Source organism: Halorubrum distributum JCM 10118, assembly GCF_000337335.1.
GTDB lineage: Archaea > Halobacteriota > Halobacteria > Halobacteriales > Haloferacaceae > Halorubrum > Halorubrum distributum.
On record NZ_AOJN01000049.1, the window covers coordinates 386,255 to 401,809 of the forward strand.

Annotated in this window: 15 protein-coding genes and 1 tRNA gene; 9 read left to right on the forward strand and 7 right to left on the reverse strand. The window is 69.6% G+C overall.

Features of this window, described 5'->3' with window-relative positions; genetic code table 11:
- Nucleotides 1–20 precede the first annotated feature (20 nt).
- The 5 genes from C466_RS10800 to C466_RS10820 all read left to right on the forward strand — a co-directional run bounded on the left by C466_RS10800 (nt 21) and on the right by C466_RS10820 (nt 6,237).
- On the forward strand, nt 21–2,726 hold the full coding sequence (locus C466_RS10800; RefSeq protein ID WP_004596059.1) for a hypothetical protein: 2,706 nt from the start codon (nt 21–23) through the stop codon (nt 2,724–2,726).
- 227 nt (nt 2,727–2,953) lie between these two features.
- On the forward strand, nt 2,954–3,730 hold the full coding sequence (locus C466_RS10805) for an enoyl-CoA hydratase/isomerase family protein (RefSeq protein ID WP_004596057.1): 777 nt from the start codon (nt 2,954–2,956) through the stop codon (nt 3,728–3,730).
- Between the two features lie 614 nt (nt 3,731–4,344).
- A complete protein-coding gene (gene hpt / locus C466_RS10810; RefSeq protein ID WP_004596042.1) occupies nt 4,345–4,914 on the forward strand; it encodes a hypoxanthine/guanine phosphoribosyltransferase in 570 nt (189 codons plus the stop codon).
- Nucleotides 4,915–5,230: 316 nt separating this feature from the next.
- Nucleotides 5,231–5,455, forward strand: a complete 225-nt coding sequence (locus tag C466_RS10815) for a hypothetical protein (RefSeq protein ID WP_004599793.1) — start codon at nt 5,231–5,233, stop codon at nt 5,453–5,455.
- Between the two features lie 104 nt (nt 5,456–5,559).
- Complete coding sequence (locus C466_RS10820; protein ID WP_004596038.1) at nt 5,560–6,237, forward strand: DJ-1/PfpI family protein; 678 nt, start codon at nt 5,560–5,562, stop codon at nt 6,235–6,237.
- Between the two features lie 25 nt (nt 6,238–6,262).
- On the opposite strand, the gene C466_RS10825 is transcribed toward C466_RS10820, so the two are convergent.
- On the reverse strand, nt 6,263–6,571 hold the full coding sequence (locus tag C466_RS10825) for a transcriptional regulator (RefSeq protein WP_004596036.1): 309 nt from the start codon (nt 6,569–6,571) through the stop codon (nt 6,263–6,265).
- Between the two features lie 130 nt (nt 6,572–6,701).
- Between C466_RS10825 and C466_RS10830 the strand changes: the two genes are divergently transcribed.
- Entirely contained in the window at nt 6,702–7,676 is a 975-nt protein-coding gene (locus C466_RS10830) for a sugar phosphate nucleotidyltransferase (RefSeq protein ID WP_004596034.1), read from the forward strand.
- A 30-nt stretch (nt 7,677–7,706) separates the two neighbouring features.
- On the opposite strand, the gene C466_RS10835 is transcribed toward C466_RS10830, so the two are convergent.
- Both C466_RS10835 and C466_RS10840 read right to left on the reverse strand, forming a co-directional pair.
- Nucleotides 7,707–7,928: a hypothetical protein gene (locus tag C466_RS10835; RefSeq protein WP_004596032.1), complete on the reverse strand. Its 222-nt coding sequence runs from the start codon at nt 7,926–7,928 to the stop codon at nt 7,707–7,709.
- Nucleotides 7,929–7,991: 63 nt separating this feature from the next.
- Nucleotides 7,992–9,458, reverse strand: a complete 1,467-nt coding sequence (locus C466_RS10840) for a DHH family phosphoesterase (RefSeq protein ID WP_004596030.1) — start codon at nt 9,456–9,458, stop codon at nt 7,992–7,994.
- Nucleotides 9,459–9,668: 210 nt separating this feature from the next.
- On the opposite strand from C466_RS10840, the gene C466_RS10845 reads away from it, so the two are divergent.
- A tRNA-Lys gene (locus tag C466_RS10845) sits at nt 9,669–9,742 on the forward strand.
- 81 nt (nt 9,743–9,823) lie between these two features.
- Complete coding sequence (locus C466_RS10850; protein WP_004596028.1) at nt 9,824–10,561, forward strand: SDR family oxidoreductase; 738 nt, start codon at nt 9,824–9,826, stop codon at nt 10,559–10,561.
- Between the two features lie 66 nt (nt 10,562–10,627).
- On the opposite strand, the gene C466_RS17470 is transcribed toward C466_RS10850, so the two are convergent.
- Nucleotides 10,628–10,756, reverse strand: coding sequence for a hypothetical protein (locus tag C466_RS17470; RefSeq protein WP_004596026.1), 129 nt, complete (start codon nt 10,754–10,756; stop codon nt 10,628–10,630).
- A 98-nt stretch (nt 10,757–10,854) separates the two neighbouring features.
- On the opposite strand from C466_RS17470, the gene C466_RS10855 reads away from it, so the two are divergent.
- Complete coding sequence (locus C466_RS10855) at nt 10,855–12,147, forward strand: MFS transporter (RefSeq protein ID WP_004596024.1); 1,293 nt, start codon at nt 10,855–10,857, stop codon at nt 12,145–12,147.
- A 35-nt stretch (nt 12,148–12,182) separates the two neighbouring features.
- On the opposite strand, the gene C466_RS10860 is transcribed toward C466_RS10855, so the two are convergent.
- The 3 genes from C466_RS10860 to C466_RS10870 form a co-directional block, all read right to left on the reverse strand.
- Complete coding sequence (locus C466_RS10860; RefSeq protein WP_004596022.1) at nt 12,183–12,902, reverse strand: methyltransferase domain-containing protein; 720 nt, start codon at nt 12,900–12,902, stop codon at nt 12,183–12,185.
- A gap of 151 nt (nt 12,903–13,053) precedes the next feature.
- Nucleotides 13,054–14,163, reverse strand: a complete 1,110-nt coding sequence (locus C466_RS10865) for a guanosine monophosphate reductase (RefSeq protein ID WP_004596019.1) — start codon at nt 14,161–14,163, stop codon at nt 13,054–13,056.
- 78 nt (nt 14,164–14,241) lie between these two features.
- The gene (locus C466_RS10870) at nt 14,242–15,408 is read right to left on the reverse strand and encodes a pyridoxal-phosphate-dependent aminotransferase family protein (RefSeq protein ID WP_004596017.1); all 1,167 of its coding nucleotides are present in this window, start codon (nt 15,406–15,408) and stop codon (nt 14,242–14,244) included.
- Between the last annotated feature and the right edge of the window lie 147 nt (nt 15,409–15,555).

A 15,555-nucleotide genomic window follows, 5' to 3' on the forward strand; every position in this document is an offset into this window, starting at 1 on the left:
CCCTTTCAACGACGTACGCGATGGTCCTCGCGGAGCGCGTCGACGCCGACACGGAAGAGGACCTGAGCTATCGCGCTCGGTCTGTGGCCGAGCGGCTCGACATCGAGGTCGACGAGTTGGCTGCGACCGTCGCAATCACCCCGTCCGAGCGTGGGACCCAACTGGTGACGGCAGCTGGCGGGTTCGATCGCCTCGACCGCGGCGAGACGATCGCGGTCGGCGAGGGGGACGCCGCGTCGAACGACGACCTCCCCGACGACGTCGAGACGACGGACGATCTCCCTGCGGGCTGGCGACTCTCCGAGACAGATGAGGCCGCGTTGACCACCGGTGAGGGCGTGGCGGCCGCCGCGACCGGCGGTGGGTATTCGCCGCGTCCTCGCGGTCGCTCCGGTTCGTCGGGAGCCGACAGCAGTGAGCGCCGAATCGAGGCCGCTCGCGCTGCCGGCCGCGCAGCCGTCGACGAGGTCGACCGCTTCGCGGAATCCTCCCTGGGGACGGCTGCCCTCCCCCGGCTCGGTGGATTCGAAACAGTGCTTCTGGCTCCCGACGCGGCCGGCGGTCCGTTTCCGCTGTCGGTTCCCGACGACGTGGACGCGTTCGCCGCCGGCTTCGAGACCGACCCAAACGATCTCAGGGACATCGACGGAACGGCGGAGAACGCATACGTAATCCGTCCGGCTGCGGATAACGACGAGCTCGCCGACGAGACCGTCAGGCGACTCGTCCGGACTATCGATCCCGCCGACCCCGTCGAGATGGACATCACGCGTACCGAGGGCGTCGTGCTCGTCGACGCCGTCGTCGAGGCTCCGCCAGAGATCGATCGTGAGGCGTCGCTGGACGCCCACGTCCGCTCGCAGTTTGACCGCGCCGCCGGCACCGTGACGTTCGAGCACGTCGAAGGCGAGGCGGTGCCGGCCGACGAGCTGGAGGTGTGGCACGACGGCGAGGAGGTCAGCGACGCGGTCCTCGACGGCGAGGAATTCGCGGCGGGTGACGAGATCACCGTCGAGACCGGACTGATCGCGACCGTCATGCTGCGGTGGTTCGACCCGGACGAGAACGTCTACGACACGTACGCTCGCGAACAGGTCGACCGCGAGGCGTTTTCCGTCGAGTACGACATGAGCGCCGAGACGTTGGAACTCACCTACGAGGCCGAGCGCGCTGCCGACGCGAGCAGCCTTCGGCTGGTCCACCGCGGCGAGGATGGCGTCCGAACAGTCGGCGAGGAGTTCACCGACGGAACGCTCGAACCCGACGACACGGTCAGGGTCACGGACGTGTCGATCGGCGACAGCGTACAGCTGGAGTTCGACGTTGCGCAACCGATGGGCGGCGCCTCGCTCGTCTATTACCGTGCCCGCCCCCCGCGCGTTTGGATCCACTCGCACGCCGAGGAGGGGACCACGGTCAGGTACGACGGCGAGGAGTCCCGTCCCGCTGACGCGTTCGTGACCCTCGTCGACGGCGAGCCAACCGACAAACAGTTCGCCGACGAGTACGACACGCTCTCAGGCGACGAGGACCTGGTTCTCGGTGAACTTCCGCTGGGGAGTACGGTCGCGGTCGAGTGGCGCGAGCCGGACGAGCCGGTCGTCATCGCCGAACACGAGGTCGTTCCGAACACGCGTGCGTCGATCGAGTACGATCCAGACGCCGGCGAGATTACGGTCCAGCACCGAGGCGGCCGGACCCTTCCCGCGTCTGAGTTGGAGCTCCAGGTCGGTCGCACCCCGGCCGACGTCCAGCCGGCGGACAAGCTCGACGAGTTCGGTCCGGACGACTCGTTCACTGTCCAAGTACCGCCGCTCTCTCGGGTCCGACTCGTGTGGACCGGCGGCGACCGCGAACACCACATCGGCGGTACGACCACGGCACGCGACGCGGTCGCGGCGACCTACGATGCCGACGCCGAGGCGATGACGATCGAGTACGTCGGCGAACAGCCCGCCGATCCCGAGCGACTGCGCGTGTCGGTGAACGGCGTCGGTGAGTTCCGAGGCCGAGAAGCGGATCAGGAGTCGGCGTTCGCTGCCGAGCACGACGAACTAAGCACGGGGGACACGGTCACGGTCGACGACGTGGGGCTCGACGACACCGTGGTCGTCAGCGTTCACACCGAGTTCGAGAACGGGTCGGCGACCAGCTCCGTCGGTCACTTCTCGGCGGCACCCCGCCGCGGATTCGCCGTTGATGACGGTGGCCCGGGTAGCGACGGATCGGGGACGACGCTCCGTTACGTCGGCGAGGTCCGCCGCGACGCCGACGCTTTCCGGGTGCTGATCGACGGTGAGCCCGCCGACGACCAGCCCACTGACGAGACGGACCGACTGACCGGTGGGGAGACGCTGTCGCTCGGTGAGCTGTCCAGCGGCACAACGATCACCGTCGAGTGGACCGCCGGCGACGAGACCCGAACCGTGACCGAACACGTGATTCCCCCGGAGGCGACGTTCGAGGTCGCGTACGAATCGGCTGACGACGGCGAGGGAGGCGTCGTGACGTTTACCCACGCCGGCGGTGACGCACTCGACGCTGACCGCCTCGACGTGGTCGTCGAGCCCGCGACCGACGGACTGCGCTCCTGGGACGCCGACGCTGACGAGGTGACCGCCGGTGACGAGACGAGCGTCACGGTCGACTCGGAGCCAGGGATGGCCGTCGTCGTCTTCAACGAGAGCGAAGTTCTCCACCGCGAACCGCTTCACCAGAACAGGTAGGGCGGTGTTGTAACTCGGCGCGACTCCGAGGGAGGAGGAAGAACCGGTCCGCAGACTCTCGGGGTACTCGCCCCAGGCCTCGTACGTTTCGACCCGCTCGCCTTTCGACACCCTCTCGTCGGTCCCCGGGTCGAAGAACTGGAGTTCGCCTTCCTCCGGCATCGACGTCATCGACCTGCGGGATCCGCCTGCCGAACCGTTTTCACGCCGCCCCGCGACGGGCCCGTATGACACGGGACACGATCGAGTTCGACGTCGACGACCGCGGCGTCGCGACGATCACCGTCGACCGACCGGAACAGCTCAACGCGCTCACCGCCGAGACGCTCGAAGCGATCGAGGACGCGCTCGACGAGGCCGCCGACCGCGACGCGCGCGTCCTCGTGATCGCCGGCGCGGGCGACGAGGCGTTCGTCGCGGGCGCGGACATCTCGCACATGGTCGACCTCTCGACGCCCGAGGCGCAGGCGTACGCGGAACTCGGCCACCGCGTCGCGGACGCGATCGAGACGTTCCCCGCGCCGACGGTCGCCGCGGTCGACGGCTACGCCTTCGGCGGGGGCTGCGAGCTCGCCTTGGCCTGTGACATGCGGGTCGCCGCCGAGAGCGCGGTCCTCGGACAGACGGAGATCGACCTCGGGATCATCCCGGGCTGGGGCGGTACCCAGCGGCTCCCGGCGCTCGTCGGCGACGAGGTCGCGCGCCGGCTGATCTTCCTCGGCGAGCGGATCGACGCCGAGGAGGCGGCCGAGGTCGGGTTCGTCGGCGAGGTCGTCGCCGACGCCGAGTTCGACGACCGGATCGACGAGCTGGCCGGCGAGCTGGCCGCGAAGCCCGCGACCGCGCTGCGCGCCGCGAAGGAGGCGCTCAACGCGGCCGGCGAGGGGTCGGCGGCGACCGGGCTCGCCTTGGAGCGCCGGGCGTGGGCCGGCCTGTTCGGCACGCACGACCAGCGCGAGGGGATGGAGGCGTTCTTAGCGAAGCGCGAACCGGAGTTCGAGTAGCCGACATCCGACCGAATCGGAGCTGTTGTGCGGTGGCGCGTGCCTGCGAGCGGCCGCCATCGGCGGCCGCGAAGCCAGCACGCGCGAGGGGGTCGGCCGGTCGGAGCGAAGCGGAGACCGGCCGACGAGGCTGGGGAGGTGAGAGGTGCGGTCGCTGTGCGGGGGCGGGACTCAAAGGGGCAGCCGCGAGGACGCCGCAGACGACGTAAGCACCGCAGGGAGCGAACGAAGTGAGCGACCGAGGAGCGCAACGAGTGTGCGGCGTCCTCGCGGCTGGGGCTTTGGCGGTGTTCTTTGCCGATCTACCAGCAACCATTTATAACCGAGCGGCTGGGGCTTTGGCGGTGTTCTTTGCCGATCTACCAGCAACCATTTATAACCGAGCGGCTGGGGCTTTGGCGGTGTTCTTTGTGGATCCACCAGCACCATTCATAACCGAGCGGCTGGGGCTTTGGCGGTGGTTGCGGTCGACTCGCAGTCAACTGTTTATAACTAAGCAGTTGGGGCTTTGGAAGCTGCCACCGTCAATTCGCAGCCATTCACCTACCGTGCGATCGCGGTCCACGGAGCCCGGGGATCGCCACGCTTTATTAATCCGCCCGAGTACCGGCGACATGGACCAGTTGCGGCAGTCGCTCCTCGACGCGCCGATCATCGAGAAAGGCGAGTACCAGTACTTCGTCCACCCGATCAGCGACGGCGTCCCCATGCTCGAACCGGAGCTGCTCCGGGAGATCGTCATCCGGATCATCCGGAAGGCGGAGCTGGAGAACGTCGACAAGATCGTCACCCCCGCCGCGATGGGGATCCACATCTCCACCGCGCTTTCGCTGATGACCGACATCCCCCTCGTCGTCATCCGAAAGCGCCAGTACGGCCTCGACGGCGAGGTCCCGCTGTTCCAGGAGACCGGTTACTCGGAGTCGGAGATGTACATCAACGACGTCGAGGAGGGCGACCGCGTGCTCGTGCTCGACGACGTGCTCTCGACGGGCGGCACGATGAAGGCCATCCTCGACGCGCTCACCGACGAGGTCGGCGCGGAGGTCGTCGACGTCGTCGCCGTGATCAAGAAGGCGGGCGAGAACGAGCTCGACGAGACCGACTACAACGTGAAGACGCTGATCAACGTCACCGTCGATGACGGCGAGGTCGTCGTCGTCGACGCCCAGGGCGACGAATAAGTCGGTATCCGTAGATCGGTGGGGACCACCGCTAAATCTCAACTAGCCCGTTTATAAACAGTCGATAACCGATCGACAGCGAACAGCGCCAAAGCCCCAGCCCCTTTGAGTCCCGCCCCGCACAGCAACCGCAGCCTCACGCCACCCCAGCCTCGCCGTTCGCTCCGGGCTCCCTTCGGTCGCCCGTCGCTCACGGCGTCCCTCGCACGCGCTCCTCGCGGCCGCCGAGGGCGGCCGCTCGCAGGCGCGCGCCAACCGCACCGCCTCGGAACACTCTGTGGACCCCGTCTCCAGAAAACCTATTTTCGAACTCCAGATGATCGGACACATGGACCCCGTACTCGCGGTCTTCCTCCTCGCAATGGGAGTTCCGAACGCGCTGTGGCCGTACAAGTTCGCGAGATTCGAAGAACAGATGGACTCGATCGGGAGCAAGCGGTCGTGGTCCGAGGTCGAACCCGCGGACTGGAAGGTGACGCTCACCCGCGTCGTGGGGGTCGGAATGGCCCTTTTCGGGCTCGCAGGTCTGGTCGCCGGCTAAAAACGAGCGGCCGCCACGCGATCGGTTTATAAACCCCGCGCCGCCCCTCGTCGCTGCCGGGCGCGGGCGCCTTTTATGTCGAGGTCGCGAATGGTGGGGTACACATGACTAGCGCACTGTTCGTCGTGAGCGAAGAGGGCTACTGGGCCGAGGAGTGTATCGAGCCGCTGACGACGCTCGAATCCGAGGGCGTCGACGTGACCGTCGCGACCCCGTCCGGGTCGCCGCCGGTCGTCGACGAGCGCTCGCTCGACCCCGAGGCCGCCGGAGGCGAGGAGCGGGTCGCGGAGCTCCGCGAGGTCGACGAGGAGCATCCCGAGCTCAACGACCCCGAGCCGATCTCGACGGTCGCCGCCGCCGACTACGACGCGGTCGTCTTCCCCGGCGGGCACGGCACCGTCTGGGACGTGAACCAGGACCGCCACGCCCGCCAGCTGCTGCTCGACGCGGTCGCGGGCGAGGCTGGCGTCGCGCTCGTCGTCTGTCACGCGGTCGGCATCCTCGCGTTCACGAACGAGGCCGACGGGACGCCGCTCGTCGAGGACCGCGCTATCACCGGGTTCCCCAACGAGTGGGAGGCGGACATCGTCGACGAGTACGACGTGATGCCCGACGGCCGCAAGCTCCCGTACTGGGTCGAAGACGAGGTCGTCCTCGCGGGCGCCGAGTTCGACGCAGAGCTCGACGCCGACACCAGCGTCACGGTCGACGGCGACCTGATCACCGCCCGCGGCCCGGGCTCGTCGGCGGCCGCGGCCGCGACGCTGCTCGACGAGCTGTAGGCGCCCGACCGGCTTTCGGGCCTTCTCAACGGATCACGAACGCCGGCTCCTCGATCCGCTCGCTCTTACACTCGGGACACCGCGAGGGCTCGTTGACCGGGTCGTCGAAGGCGTCGAACCCGCACTCCCGACAGGTCGGCGGCGCGACGAGGAACTCCTCGTCGGCCCCGCCGTCGCCTTCTTCGGATCCGCTCTCGTCGGCGACCGACCGCGAGACGTGTTCGAGGTGTTCGTACACGGTCGGCGTCGGCAGCGACAGCGTCGCCGCGAGGTCGCTCGCCGTCCGCGGCTCCTCCCGGAGCGCGTCGGCGATCCGCTGGCGGGTCGTCTCCATGGACGGCCTTCGACGGCGACGAGCAAAACCGTCGGGGATCGTGACGCCGGCAGTTCGCACCGACGCCGCGAGCCACTCGACCGATGACGCGGGCGCAAGAAGTATGTCACCGGGGTGAGACGGGGAGCGTATGAAAGCCGTCGTACTCGCGGGTGGCTACGCGACCAGGCTCTGGCCGATCACCGAACACCGGCCGAAGATGTTCCTCCCGGTGGGGGACAACACCGTCATCGACGAGATATTCGAGGACTTGGAGGCCGACGACCGCGTCGACGAGGTGTTCGTCTCGACCAACGAGCGCTTCGCCGACACGTTCGCGGCGTACCTCGACGACAGCCCCTTCGAGAAGCCGACCCTGTCGGTCGAGGAGACCGTCGAGGAGGACGAGAAGTTCGGCGTCGTGGGGGCGCTCGAACAGCTCGTCGAGCGCGAGGGGGTCGACGACGACCTCATCGTCGTCGCCGGCGACAACATGATCAGCTTCGATCTGGGCGACTTCGCCGACTTCTTCGAGGACAAGGGGACGCCGACGCTGGCGGCCTACGACGTCGGCGACCGCGAGCGCGCGAAGTCGTACGGGCTCGTCCAGCTCGACGGCGACGAGGTGATCGACTTCCAGGAGAAGCCCGACGACCCGGAGTCGACGCTCGTCTCCATCGCCTGCTACGCGTTCCCCGCCGAGACGCTCCCGAAGCTCACGACCTACCTCGAAGACGGCGAGAACCCCGACGAGCCCGGCTGGTTCCTCCAGTGGCTCCAAGAGCGCGGGCCGGTCAACGCGTACACCTTCGACGGCGCGTGGTTCGACATCGGCACCGCCGACAGCTACCTCGACGCGGTCGAGTACGCCCTCGACGGCGGGACGCTCGTCGCCGACGACGCGACCGTCGAGAACTCCGATTTGGGCGACGTGGTCCACGTCATGTCGGGCGCGACGGTGACGGACTCGACGCTCGACCGCGCCGTCGTCTTCGAGGACGCGACGATCACCGACTCGAAGATCAGCAAATCGGTAATCGACGAGGGCGTTACGCTGGAGAACGTGGATCTCACCGGCGCGCTGATCGGCTCGTACACCTCGATCACCGAGGGCGACGACTTTTAAGCCGCGCCGGTCCGCGGCGCCCTCCGGCTGTCAGCCGCCGTCGACTGCGCCGTCGGTCCCGGCCTGCGCGTGCGTGTGGTGGTAGCAGTCAAACGCGGGGTCGCCGCCGTCCGTCGACGGGTGAAAACACACCCGTCGGTAGCGCTCGTTGTCGAGTAAGTTCGCCACGAACCCGTCGGTGTGCCGCGAGACCGACTCGTACGGGTCGCCGCAGGCGGGGCAGGTCGCCGGCGGATCGTCGGGGACGTACATGCTGTGTCGCGTCCGGAGCTACGGCTCCGAGTCGGAAAACGACCACGGCGATGCGCACCGAGTTCAGGAGCCGTTCGAGCCGTCGCCGCTCCCGCCCTCGACGCCGAGCGCGTCGAACAGCTTCCGCCGGACCGCCTCCTCGGTGAGGTGGAGGAGCGTGTCGCGGTTCTCGCCGCTCGCCTCGATGCCGGTGAAGATACCGAGCGGGATCTCCAGCGACCCCTGCGTCGAGTGGCCGGCGGCGTCGCCCATCTCGGAGAACGCCTCGTCGAGGACGTTGCCGATGTTCAGCCGGATGTCCTTCGAGCGCGCCGCGAGGTAGATCTTCTCGTCGGCGATGCCCAGCACTGCCGTCGTCGTGATCCCCTCGAGGTTGAGGAGGTGCTGGGCGGCCTGCGCGAGCGCCTCGCGGTCGCGGATGAACCCGGCCGTCGAGAAGAGGTGACTGCCCTGGACCTCGCGGTTCTGGATCGCCTCCGCCAACACGTCCAGCGTCTCCGGGCTCATCGACGGCGACTCCACCTGCTCGAGCGTGTCGTGGTTCGCGAACGGGTGGAGGTACGCGGCGGCGGTCAGGTCCGCGGGCGTCGTGTCCCGCTTGAAGTCCAGCGTCTCGGCGCGGATCCCGTAGAGGAGCGCGGTCGCGACCGCCTCGGAGGGCGACTGGTCGAACTCCTGGAGGTACTTCGTGAGGATCGTCGACGTCGAGGAGACGTTGGTCCGCACGTCGACGAAGCGCGCGTCGAACGGCACCTCTGCCTCCAGGTGGTCGAGGTAGATGTCGATCGCCACGTCGAGGTCGAGGTCCTCGGCGGCGGCCTTCGCGAGGTCGACCGCGGCGACCGTCTCGTACTCCGAGAGCGGCGGCGCTTCGCCGCGTTCGAGCAGGTCGATCCCGAGGAGGTTGACGAACGCCCGGTTCTCCTGATGGCCGACGTCGCCGGAGTAGACGATGTCGGCGTCGACGCCGAACGCCTCCGCGATCGCCTGAAGCGCGGTCGCGGACGCGATCGAGTCCGGCTCGGGGTTGTCGTGGGTGAGTATCGCCATCCGATCGCCGCCCTCCTCGATTATCTCCGCGAGCTGGCGGGCCATGTACTCCAGCTCGCCCGTCTCCAGCGACTGGAGCGCGCTGTCGGCGATCACCGTCGAGGGGTTGATCACCACGTCGGCGCCGCGCTCGCGCAGCTCGTCCTCGCTGACGGGGTCCGACGCCCGGACGACGACGTAGTGGTCGCCGCCGGTCTCCCTGACCGCGGAGACGGCCGCCTTGTTCGCCTCCACGTCGCTCGCGAGGATCAACACGATGTCGCGGTCGTCGAGCTCGTCGACGACGTCGGGCTCGGCGATGTCCTGGACGCGCGCGTTGAGGTCCTGGTCCCGGAGCGCCTCGACCCGGCTCTCGTCGCGGTCGAGGATGAGGACGTCCTTCCCGCGCTCGGTCAGTTCCTCAGCGACGGCGTGCCCGACGCTCCCACAGCCGAGGATCGCGTACCGGGTCCGCGCGGATCCGGATGCCCCACTACTCATTGAAGGGATTTCCGCGGCACGACACTTAACGAGTGCGCTCTCGCGGTCCCGCGACCTCGCGGGAGCCGCGGAGTCCGTCGGTTCCGGTCGTCGGACCGTCTCCGGACCGAGACGGTCCCGTCGCGCTCGTGCGATTCGGATGCCGCTACGGAACCGCCAGCGTGGTCGAATGAAAAGGCCTTTTACCGTGACAGGGATACGGTCTCGTGAGGGCCGGTAGCTCAGTTAGGGAGAGCGACGGACTCTTAATCCGTCGGTCGCGTGTTCAAATCGCGCCCGGCCCGCTTTTAAGCCGCCTCGTGCTCGCCACGGGCACGACTCGTCCGACGCGACCTTTTATCTCCGCGCTCGCCGATCGGACGCCCATGACTGACCTCGACGGCGCGGCGGCGGTGATCACCGGCGCGAGCTCGGGAATCGGCGAAGCGACGGCGCACGCGCTCGCCGAGCGCGGCGCGAACCTCGTCCTCGTGGCGCGGCGGCGCGACGCGCTCGAATCGGTCGCGGAAGACGTGCGGTCCGAGCACGGCGTCGAGGCGGTCGTCGCCGACGGCGACGTCCGCGAGTCGACGACGTCGGCGGCGGCGGTCGAGGCCGCGGTCGAGGCGTTCGGCGGCCTGGACGTCGCCGTCGTCAACGCGGGGCTCGCCCGCGGGAGCGACGTGGCGACGATGACCGACGAGGAGTACTTCGCGATGCAGGAGACGAACGTCGACGGGGCGTTCTTCCTCACGCGCGAGGCGCTCCCGCATCTCAGGGAGAGCGAGGGGACCCTCGTCGCCGTCGGCAGCTTCGCCGGGGAGTTCCCGCGATCGTTCAACCCCGTGTACGCCGCGACGAAGTGGTGGATCCGCGGGTTCGCGCACAGCGTCGCGGCGCAGGCCGGCGACGACGGCGTGGCGGTCTCGGTCGTCAACCCCTCGGAGGTCCGGACCGAGTTCGGCAGCGAGGAGGGGGAGCCGTTCGCGGAGCGGTTCGAGCCGGGCAGCGTCACCGAGCCGGCGGAGGTCGCCGAGGCCATCGCCTTCGCCGCGTCGCGGCCGGGATCGTCGGCCCACGAGATCGACCTCTACCGCCGGGACAAGTACGCCGACACCATGTGAGCGGGGAGAGCGGGACTGCGCGAGAGCGCGCCGATGTGGAACGTGACGACGGCGGAACGCGCCGGCTCAGCGGTCGGGCGACGTCTCGTCAAGGCGGTCGATCGGGGCGCCGCATTCCGGATAGGAATCGTCGGTGCGCGCCACCGCGAGGTCGCACTCCGGACAGAACTCCCGGTCGCAGGCTCGGTCGCCCATGTCCGGGGCAGACGGCGGCGACGGACAAATAGCTTCGGCGGGCACCGCCGCGGCCTTCGAACCGAAATTCCTTTTAAATCGCTGCGCGCCGATCCGGTGTGAGCAACGCGACGGCCGGGGCGAGCCGAACGCAGTTCTGGGCGCTCTACCTCACGCGGTTCGCCGAGGGGTTCGGGTTCATCACGCTCATCACCCTGTTGGGGACGTACATCAACGCGCTCGACCCGCAGGCGACGACGGTGCTCGGCGTCACCGTCTCGGCCGGGTTCGTCATCGGGATGTACACGACGGGGTTCACGCTCGCGCAGACCGTCGCCGTGGTGCCGCTGGCGTGGGCGGGCGACCGCTTCGACAAGCGGACCGTCCTGCTCGGCGTGCTCGCGGCCGGCGCCGGCGTGTACGCGTTGTTCCCGCTCGTCGACTCCTCCGGCTCGTTCATCCTCGTCCGCGCGCTCCAGGGGCTCGTGGTCACCGGCGCGGGGCTGATGACGTTATCGCTGGTCGGGCAGATCGCCGACGTGGGAGCGCGCGCCGACAAGATCGGGAAGGCGAACGCCGCCTCCTTCGCGGCCTCGATCGTCGGGTCGCTGTCGGCCGGCGCGATGTACGACGCGGTCGGCTTCGGCCCCATCTTCGCGGTCATCGCGGCGTTGATGGTCGCCGCGTGGGCCGTGACGTGGCTCGTCCTCGACGACGACGACACGCGCGTCGAGGGGTTCCCGTTCTCGGATCTGGCCGTCAACCGGCGGATCCTCACGATGACGACGTTCCGCGCCCAGTACGCCTTCGCCGTGACGATGGTGCGGACGTGGGTCCCGATCTACGTCAGCACGGAGATGGCCGCCGGCGGCCTCGGCGTCACCGGGATCGCAATCGGCGTCACCGTCACCGCCGAGAAGGCGACCAACATGGTCGGCCAGCTGTTCACCGGGCGGCTCTCGGACGCCTACGGCCGGTCGCTGTTCGTCTTCGCGGGCGGCGGCGCCTACGGCGTGGTCGCGATGGCGATCCCCTTCTCGGGCGCTATCGGGACCGCGTTCGGCGCGGGCGTGACGCTCCCGATCCTCGGTGACCTCCCGCCGGCGTACCTCCCGCTCGTCGCCTTCTCCGGGCTGCTCGGCGTCGCCGACTCCTTCCGCGAGCCGGCAAGCATGGCGCTGTTCGCCGACGAGGGGACCGACGACGGCGGTGTCGCCTCCAGCTTCGGTATCCGCGAACTCGTCTGGCGACCGGGCTCCGTGGCCGGGCCGCTCATCGCCGGCTGGCTGATGGTCGAGGTGAGCATGGGCTCCGTCTTCTACGTCGGCGGCGCGTTCGCGATCACCGGCGTGCTCGCCTTCCTTGCGATCCTCGTGCGGGACCACGGCCGCGCGGCGCTGACTGCGTGGTAGGGCGCGGGGTCGCGGATTCGAGCGCGCGGGGCTCCCTACCGCTTCCGGAGCGCGGCCCGGTAGTGCGGGCCGTCGCCCGACCCCTCGCGGTCGACCGCGTCGACCGCCCAGCCGGTCCCGATCGCCGCCTCGCGGAGTCGGTCCGGCGAGAAGAGCGTAAAGCGAAGCGTCGGGTCCTGCTCTCCCTCGTACGCGAACCACATGACGCGGCCCGCGAGCCCCGGCGTCGGGTCCTCGCGGTAGCCGAGGAGGTCGGCGGTCGCCGGGTGGTCCGGGTCGTAGCAGTCGATCACGGCGGTCGCGTCGGGCGTCGTCACGTACGCGAGGTCGCCGAGGAACGCGGAGAGCCCGCGCATCGAGCCGGCCAAGCCGATCTGCGTCCCGATCGCGAGCGCGGAGGCGAACCGGTCGCGCCCGAACGACTCCCGGAGGGCGAACATGTCGCCCTCGCGAGGATCCGCGACGCCGCGCTCGCGCATCGTCTCGACGAGCGCCGGACTGGGCTCGACGGCGACCGTCTCGAACCGCTCTTGGAACCACAGCGCGTGGCGACCCGCGCCCGCGCCGAGGTCGACGAGGGGGCCCTCCAGCCGCGACGCAAGCCACGAACCGGCGTCGCTCTCGGGGTCGAATTCGCCGAAGTAGAAGTCCTGTATCGGATGCTCGCGCGTCTCCTCGCCATCGCCCTGTACGAGCGGCTCCGTCCGCTCGCCGCGGTGGTGGTCGCGGATCGCACGTCCGAACGCGTCGGCCATGTGGCGGGCCTGGCCGCCGCGCGGCAAAAGCGGTCCGTGAGATCGTCTCGCAGTGACACACACGGGCGGACGCCGCCTTCGAGCGGAGGAGGTTCCGGAGACTGGCCACCTGACCGGCCGTTCCGCCGTCGGACCCGCCGCGGAGCGCGGTTCAGTCGTCGCTCTCGGCGGTCGATTCCGCAGTTGGGTCGGTGACTCGCTTCGTCTCGCTGTCCACGCTGATCCCCTCCCAGTCGTCGTCGGTGTGGAACCCCTCGCGCTCCTTCGCCCCGGGGGCGACGCGGATGAACTCGGCCCGCTCCCGGGCGCGTCCGATCGTGTGACCGCCGCAGTAGGAGAGCCCAGAGCGGATCCCCTGACAGAACTCCTCGGCGACCGTCGCGACCGGCCCCTTGTACGGCGTCAGCGCCTCGACGCCCTCGTCGGCGCCCACGTCCGCCCCCTTGTCGTCGCGGGCCTCGGCGGCGGCGGTCGTCGCCATCCCGCGCGACCGCTTGTACCGCGTGCCGTCGACCTCGACGACCGCGCCCGGCGCCTCCTCCGTGCCGGCGAAGAGGCTGCCGAGCATCACCGTGTCGGCGCCCGCCATCAGCGCCTTCACCGCGTCGCCGGACGTGCGGATCCCGCCGTCGGCACAGATCGTCACGTCCAGGTCCTCGGCCGCGGTCGCGCAGTCGTCGACCGCGGTCAGCTGCGGGACGCCGGCGCCGGCGACCTTCCGCGTGGTACAGTGCGACCCCGGACCGATGCCGACCTTCACGCAGTCGGCGCCCGCGGCCGCGAGGTCCTCGACGCCGGCGGGCGTGGCGACGTTGCCGGCGATCAGGTCCGTCTCCGGGAACGCGTCCGCGATCTCCTCGACCGCCGCGACCGCCCTGTCGAGGTGCCCGTGCGCGACGTCGACCACGAGCGCGTCCACGTCGGCCGCGACCAGCGCGGCGCTCCGGGCCTCGTAGTCCTCGTTGATGCCGACCGCGGCGGCGACCCGCTCCCCGGCGCCGACCACCGCCTCGACCTGCGCCGCCTGCTCGTCGACGGTGAGGAACCGGTGGAGGACGCCGATCCCGCCGGCCCGGGAGAGGCCGATCGCCAACTCCGCCTCCGTGACGGTGTCCATCGCGGCCGAGACGAGCGGCGTCTCCAGTTCGACGGTCGGCGTGAGCGGCGTCGAGAGGTCGACGTCGCTCCGGCTGTCGACCGGCGACCGCTGGGGGACCAACAGCACGTCCCCGTAACTCAGTCCGGTTCGTAGATCGTTCATACCCTTACCGAGGGGAGGGACGGACACGCAAAAACCCCTCGATGGTCGGGGGCCCCGAAAACGCGCCGCGGCGACCGCTCAGAACCCCTGTTCCGCCAGCGCGTCCTCCAGCGCCGCGAGGACGTACTCGACGTTCTTCGGACGCGCGGAGTAGCCCATACAGCCGATCCGCCAGATGTCGCCCTCGAGATCGCCGAGGCCGGAGGCGATCTCGAGGTCGTACTCCTCCAAGAGGTGGTCGATGACTGCGCCGTCGTCGACGCCGTCGGGCACGCGCACCGCGTTCAGGCTCGGGAGCCAGTACTCGTCCGGGGCGTTCATCTCGAGGCCCAGCTCCTGTAGGCCCGCCTTCAGGTCGCCGGCGACCTCGCGGTGGCGGTCCCAGCGCGACTCGATCCCCTCCTCCGCGACGAGGCGGAGCGCCTCGCGGAGCGCGTACACGTTCGTGATCGGCGCGGTGTGGTGGTACGAGCGGTCGTCGCCCCAGTACCCCTCGAGCAGCGAGAGGTCGAGGTACCACGACCGGGGTTGCTCCTCGCGGTCGAGCACCTTGTCCATCGCGCGGTCGTTGAGCGTGAGCGGGCTCGCGCCGGGCGGACACGAGAGGCACTTCTGGGGCCCCGAATACGCGACGTCCACGCCCCACTCGTCGACGCGCATCTCGACGCCGCCGAGCGAGGTGACGCAGTCGGCGATCACCAGGGCGTCGTGGTCGTGCGCGATGTCGGTGAGCTCGGGGACGCTCGGCTGGAGGACGCCCGTCGACGTCTCCGCGTGGACGAACCCGAACACGTCGGGCTGGTGCTCGTCGAACGCGCGCTCGACGTCGACGGGGTCGAGGGGTTCGCCCCACGGGGCGTCCACCTCGACGACGTGGCCGCCCGCCCGCTCGGCCATCGACTTCATCCGGCCGCCGAAGTAGCCGTTTGTCGGTACCAGCATCGTGTCGCCCGGCTCGACGAGGTTGCCGATCGCGGCCTCCATCGAGGCGGAGCCCGTCCCCGACACCGGGATCGTCCACTGGTTGTCGGTGCGGAACGTGTAGCGCAACAGCTCCTGGACCTCGTCCATGATCTCGACGAACGAGGGGTCGAGGTGGCCCACCAGCGGCGTGCTCATTCCCTTCAGTACGCGCGGGTGGACGTCGCTCGGGCCGGGCCCCATCAGCGTGCGGTCCGGCGGCGTCAGCTCTCCGACTTCGGGCGCTCGGTCGTCGACGCCGGGCTCGGCTTGCTGGTTCGACATACGTGATCCCCGGACGAGCGAACGCAAAAAGCCGACGGAAGGGGCGGCCCCCTGCCTCGTTACACGTTCTGTGCGCCGCCGCGCGCTGCCGAGTCGACGGGCCGGAGCGGCGCCCAGCCGCGTCTTATCCCGAATCCACCCTAACTT

What these genes read in the sequence shown, in the direction of transcription:
- C466_RS10800 (WP_004596059.1), top strand. Translation starts at nt 21, where the DNA reads ATGGTCCTCGCGGAGCGCGTCGACGCCGACACGGAAGAGGACCTGAGC.
- C466_RS10805 (WP_004596057.1), top strand. Translation starts at nt 2,954, where the DNA reads ATGACACGGGACACGATCGAGTTCGACGTCGACGACCGCGGCGTCGCG.
- hpt (WP_004596042.1), top strand. Translation starts at nt 4,345, where the DNA reads ATGGACCAGTTGCGGCAGTCGCTCCTCGACGCGCCGATCATCGAGAAA.
- C466_RS10815 (WP_004599793.1), top strand. Translation starts at nt 5,231, where the DNA reads ATGATCGGACACATGGACCCCGTACTCGCGGTCTTCCTCCTCGCAATG.
- C466_RS10820 (WP_004596038.1), top strand. Translation starts at nt 5,560, where the DNA reads ATGACTAGCGCACTGTTCGTCGTGAGCGAAGAGGGCTACTGGGCCGAG.
- C466_RS10825 (WP_004596036.1), bottom strand. Translation starts at nt 6,571, where the DNA reads ATGGAGACGACCCGCCAGCGGATCGCCGACGCGCTCCGGGAGGAGCCG.
- C466_RS10830 (WP_004596034.1), top strand. Translation starts at nt 6,702, where the DNA reads ATGAAAGCCGTCGTACTCGCGGGTGGCTACGCGACCAGGCTCTGGCCG.
- C466_RS10835 (WP_004596032.1), bottom strand. Translation starts at nt 7,928, where the DNA reads ATGTACGTCCCCGACGATCCGCCGGCGACCTGCCCCGCCTGCGGCGAC.
- C466_RS10840 (WP_004596030.1), bottom strand. Translation starts at nt 9,458, where the DNA reads ATGAGTAGTGGGGCATCCGGATCCGCGCGGACCCGGTACGCGATCCTC.
- C466_RS10850 (WP_004596028.1), top strand. Translation starts at nt 9,824, where the DNA reads ATGACTGACCTCGACGGCGCGGCGGCGGTGATCACCGGCGCGAGCTCG.
- C466_RS17470 (WP_004596026.1), bottom strand. Translation starts at nt 10,756, where the DNA reads ATGGGCGACCGAGCCTGCGACCGGGAGTTCTGTCCGGAGTGCGACCTC.
- C466_RS10860 (WP_004596022.1), bottom strand. Translation starts at nt 12,902, where the DNA reads ATGGCCGACGCGTTCGGACGTGCGATCCGCGACCACCACCGCGGCGAG.
- C466_RS10865 (WP_004596019.1), bottom strand. Translation starts at nt 14,163, where the DNA reads ATGAACGATCTACGAACCGGACTGAGTTACGGGGACGTGCTGTTGGTC.
- C466_RS10870 (WP_004596017.1), bottom strand. Translation starts at nt 15,408, where the DNA reads ATGTCGAACCAGCAAGCCGAGCCCGGCGTCGACGACCGAGCGCCCGAA.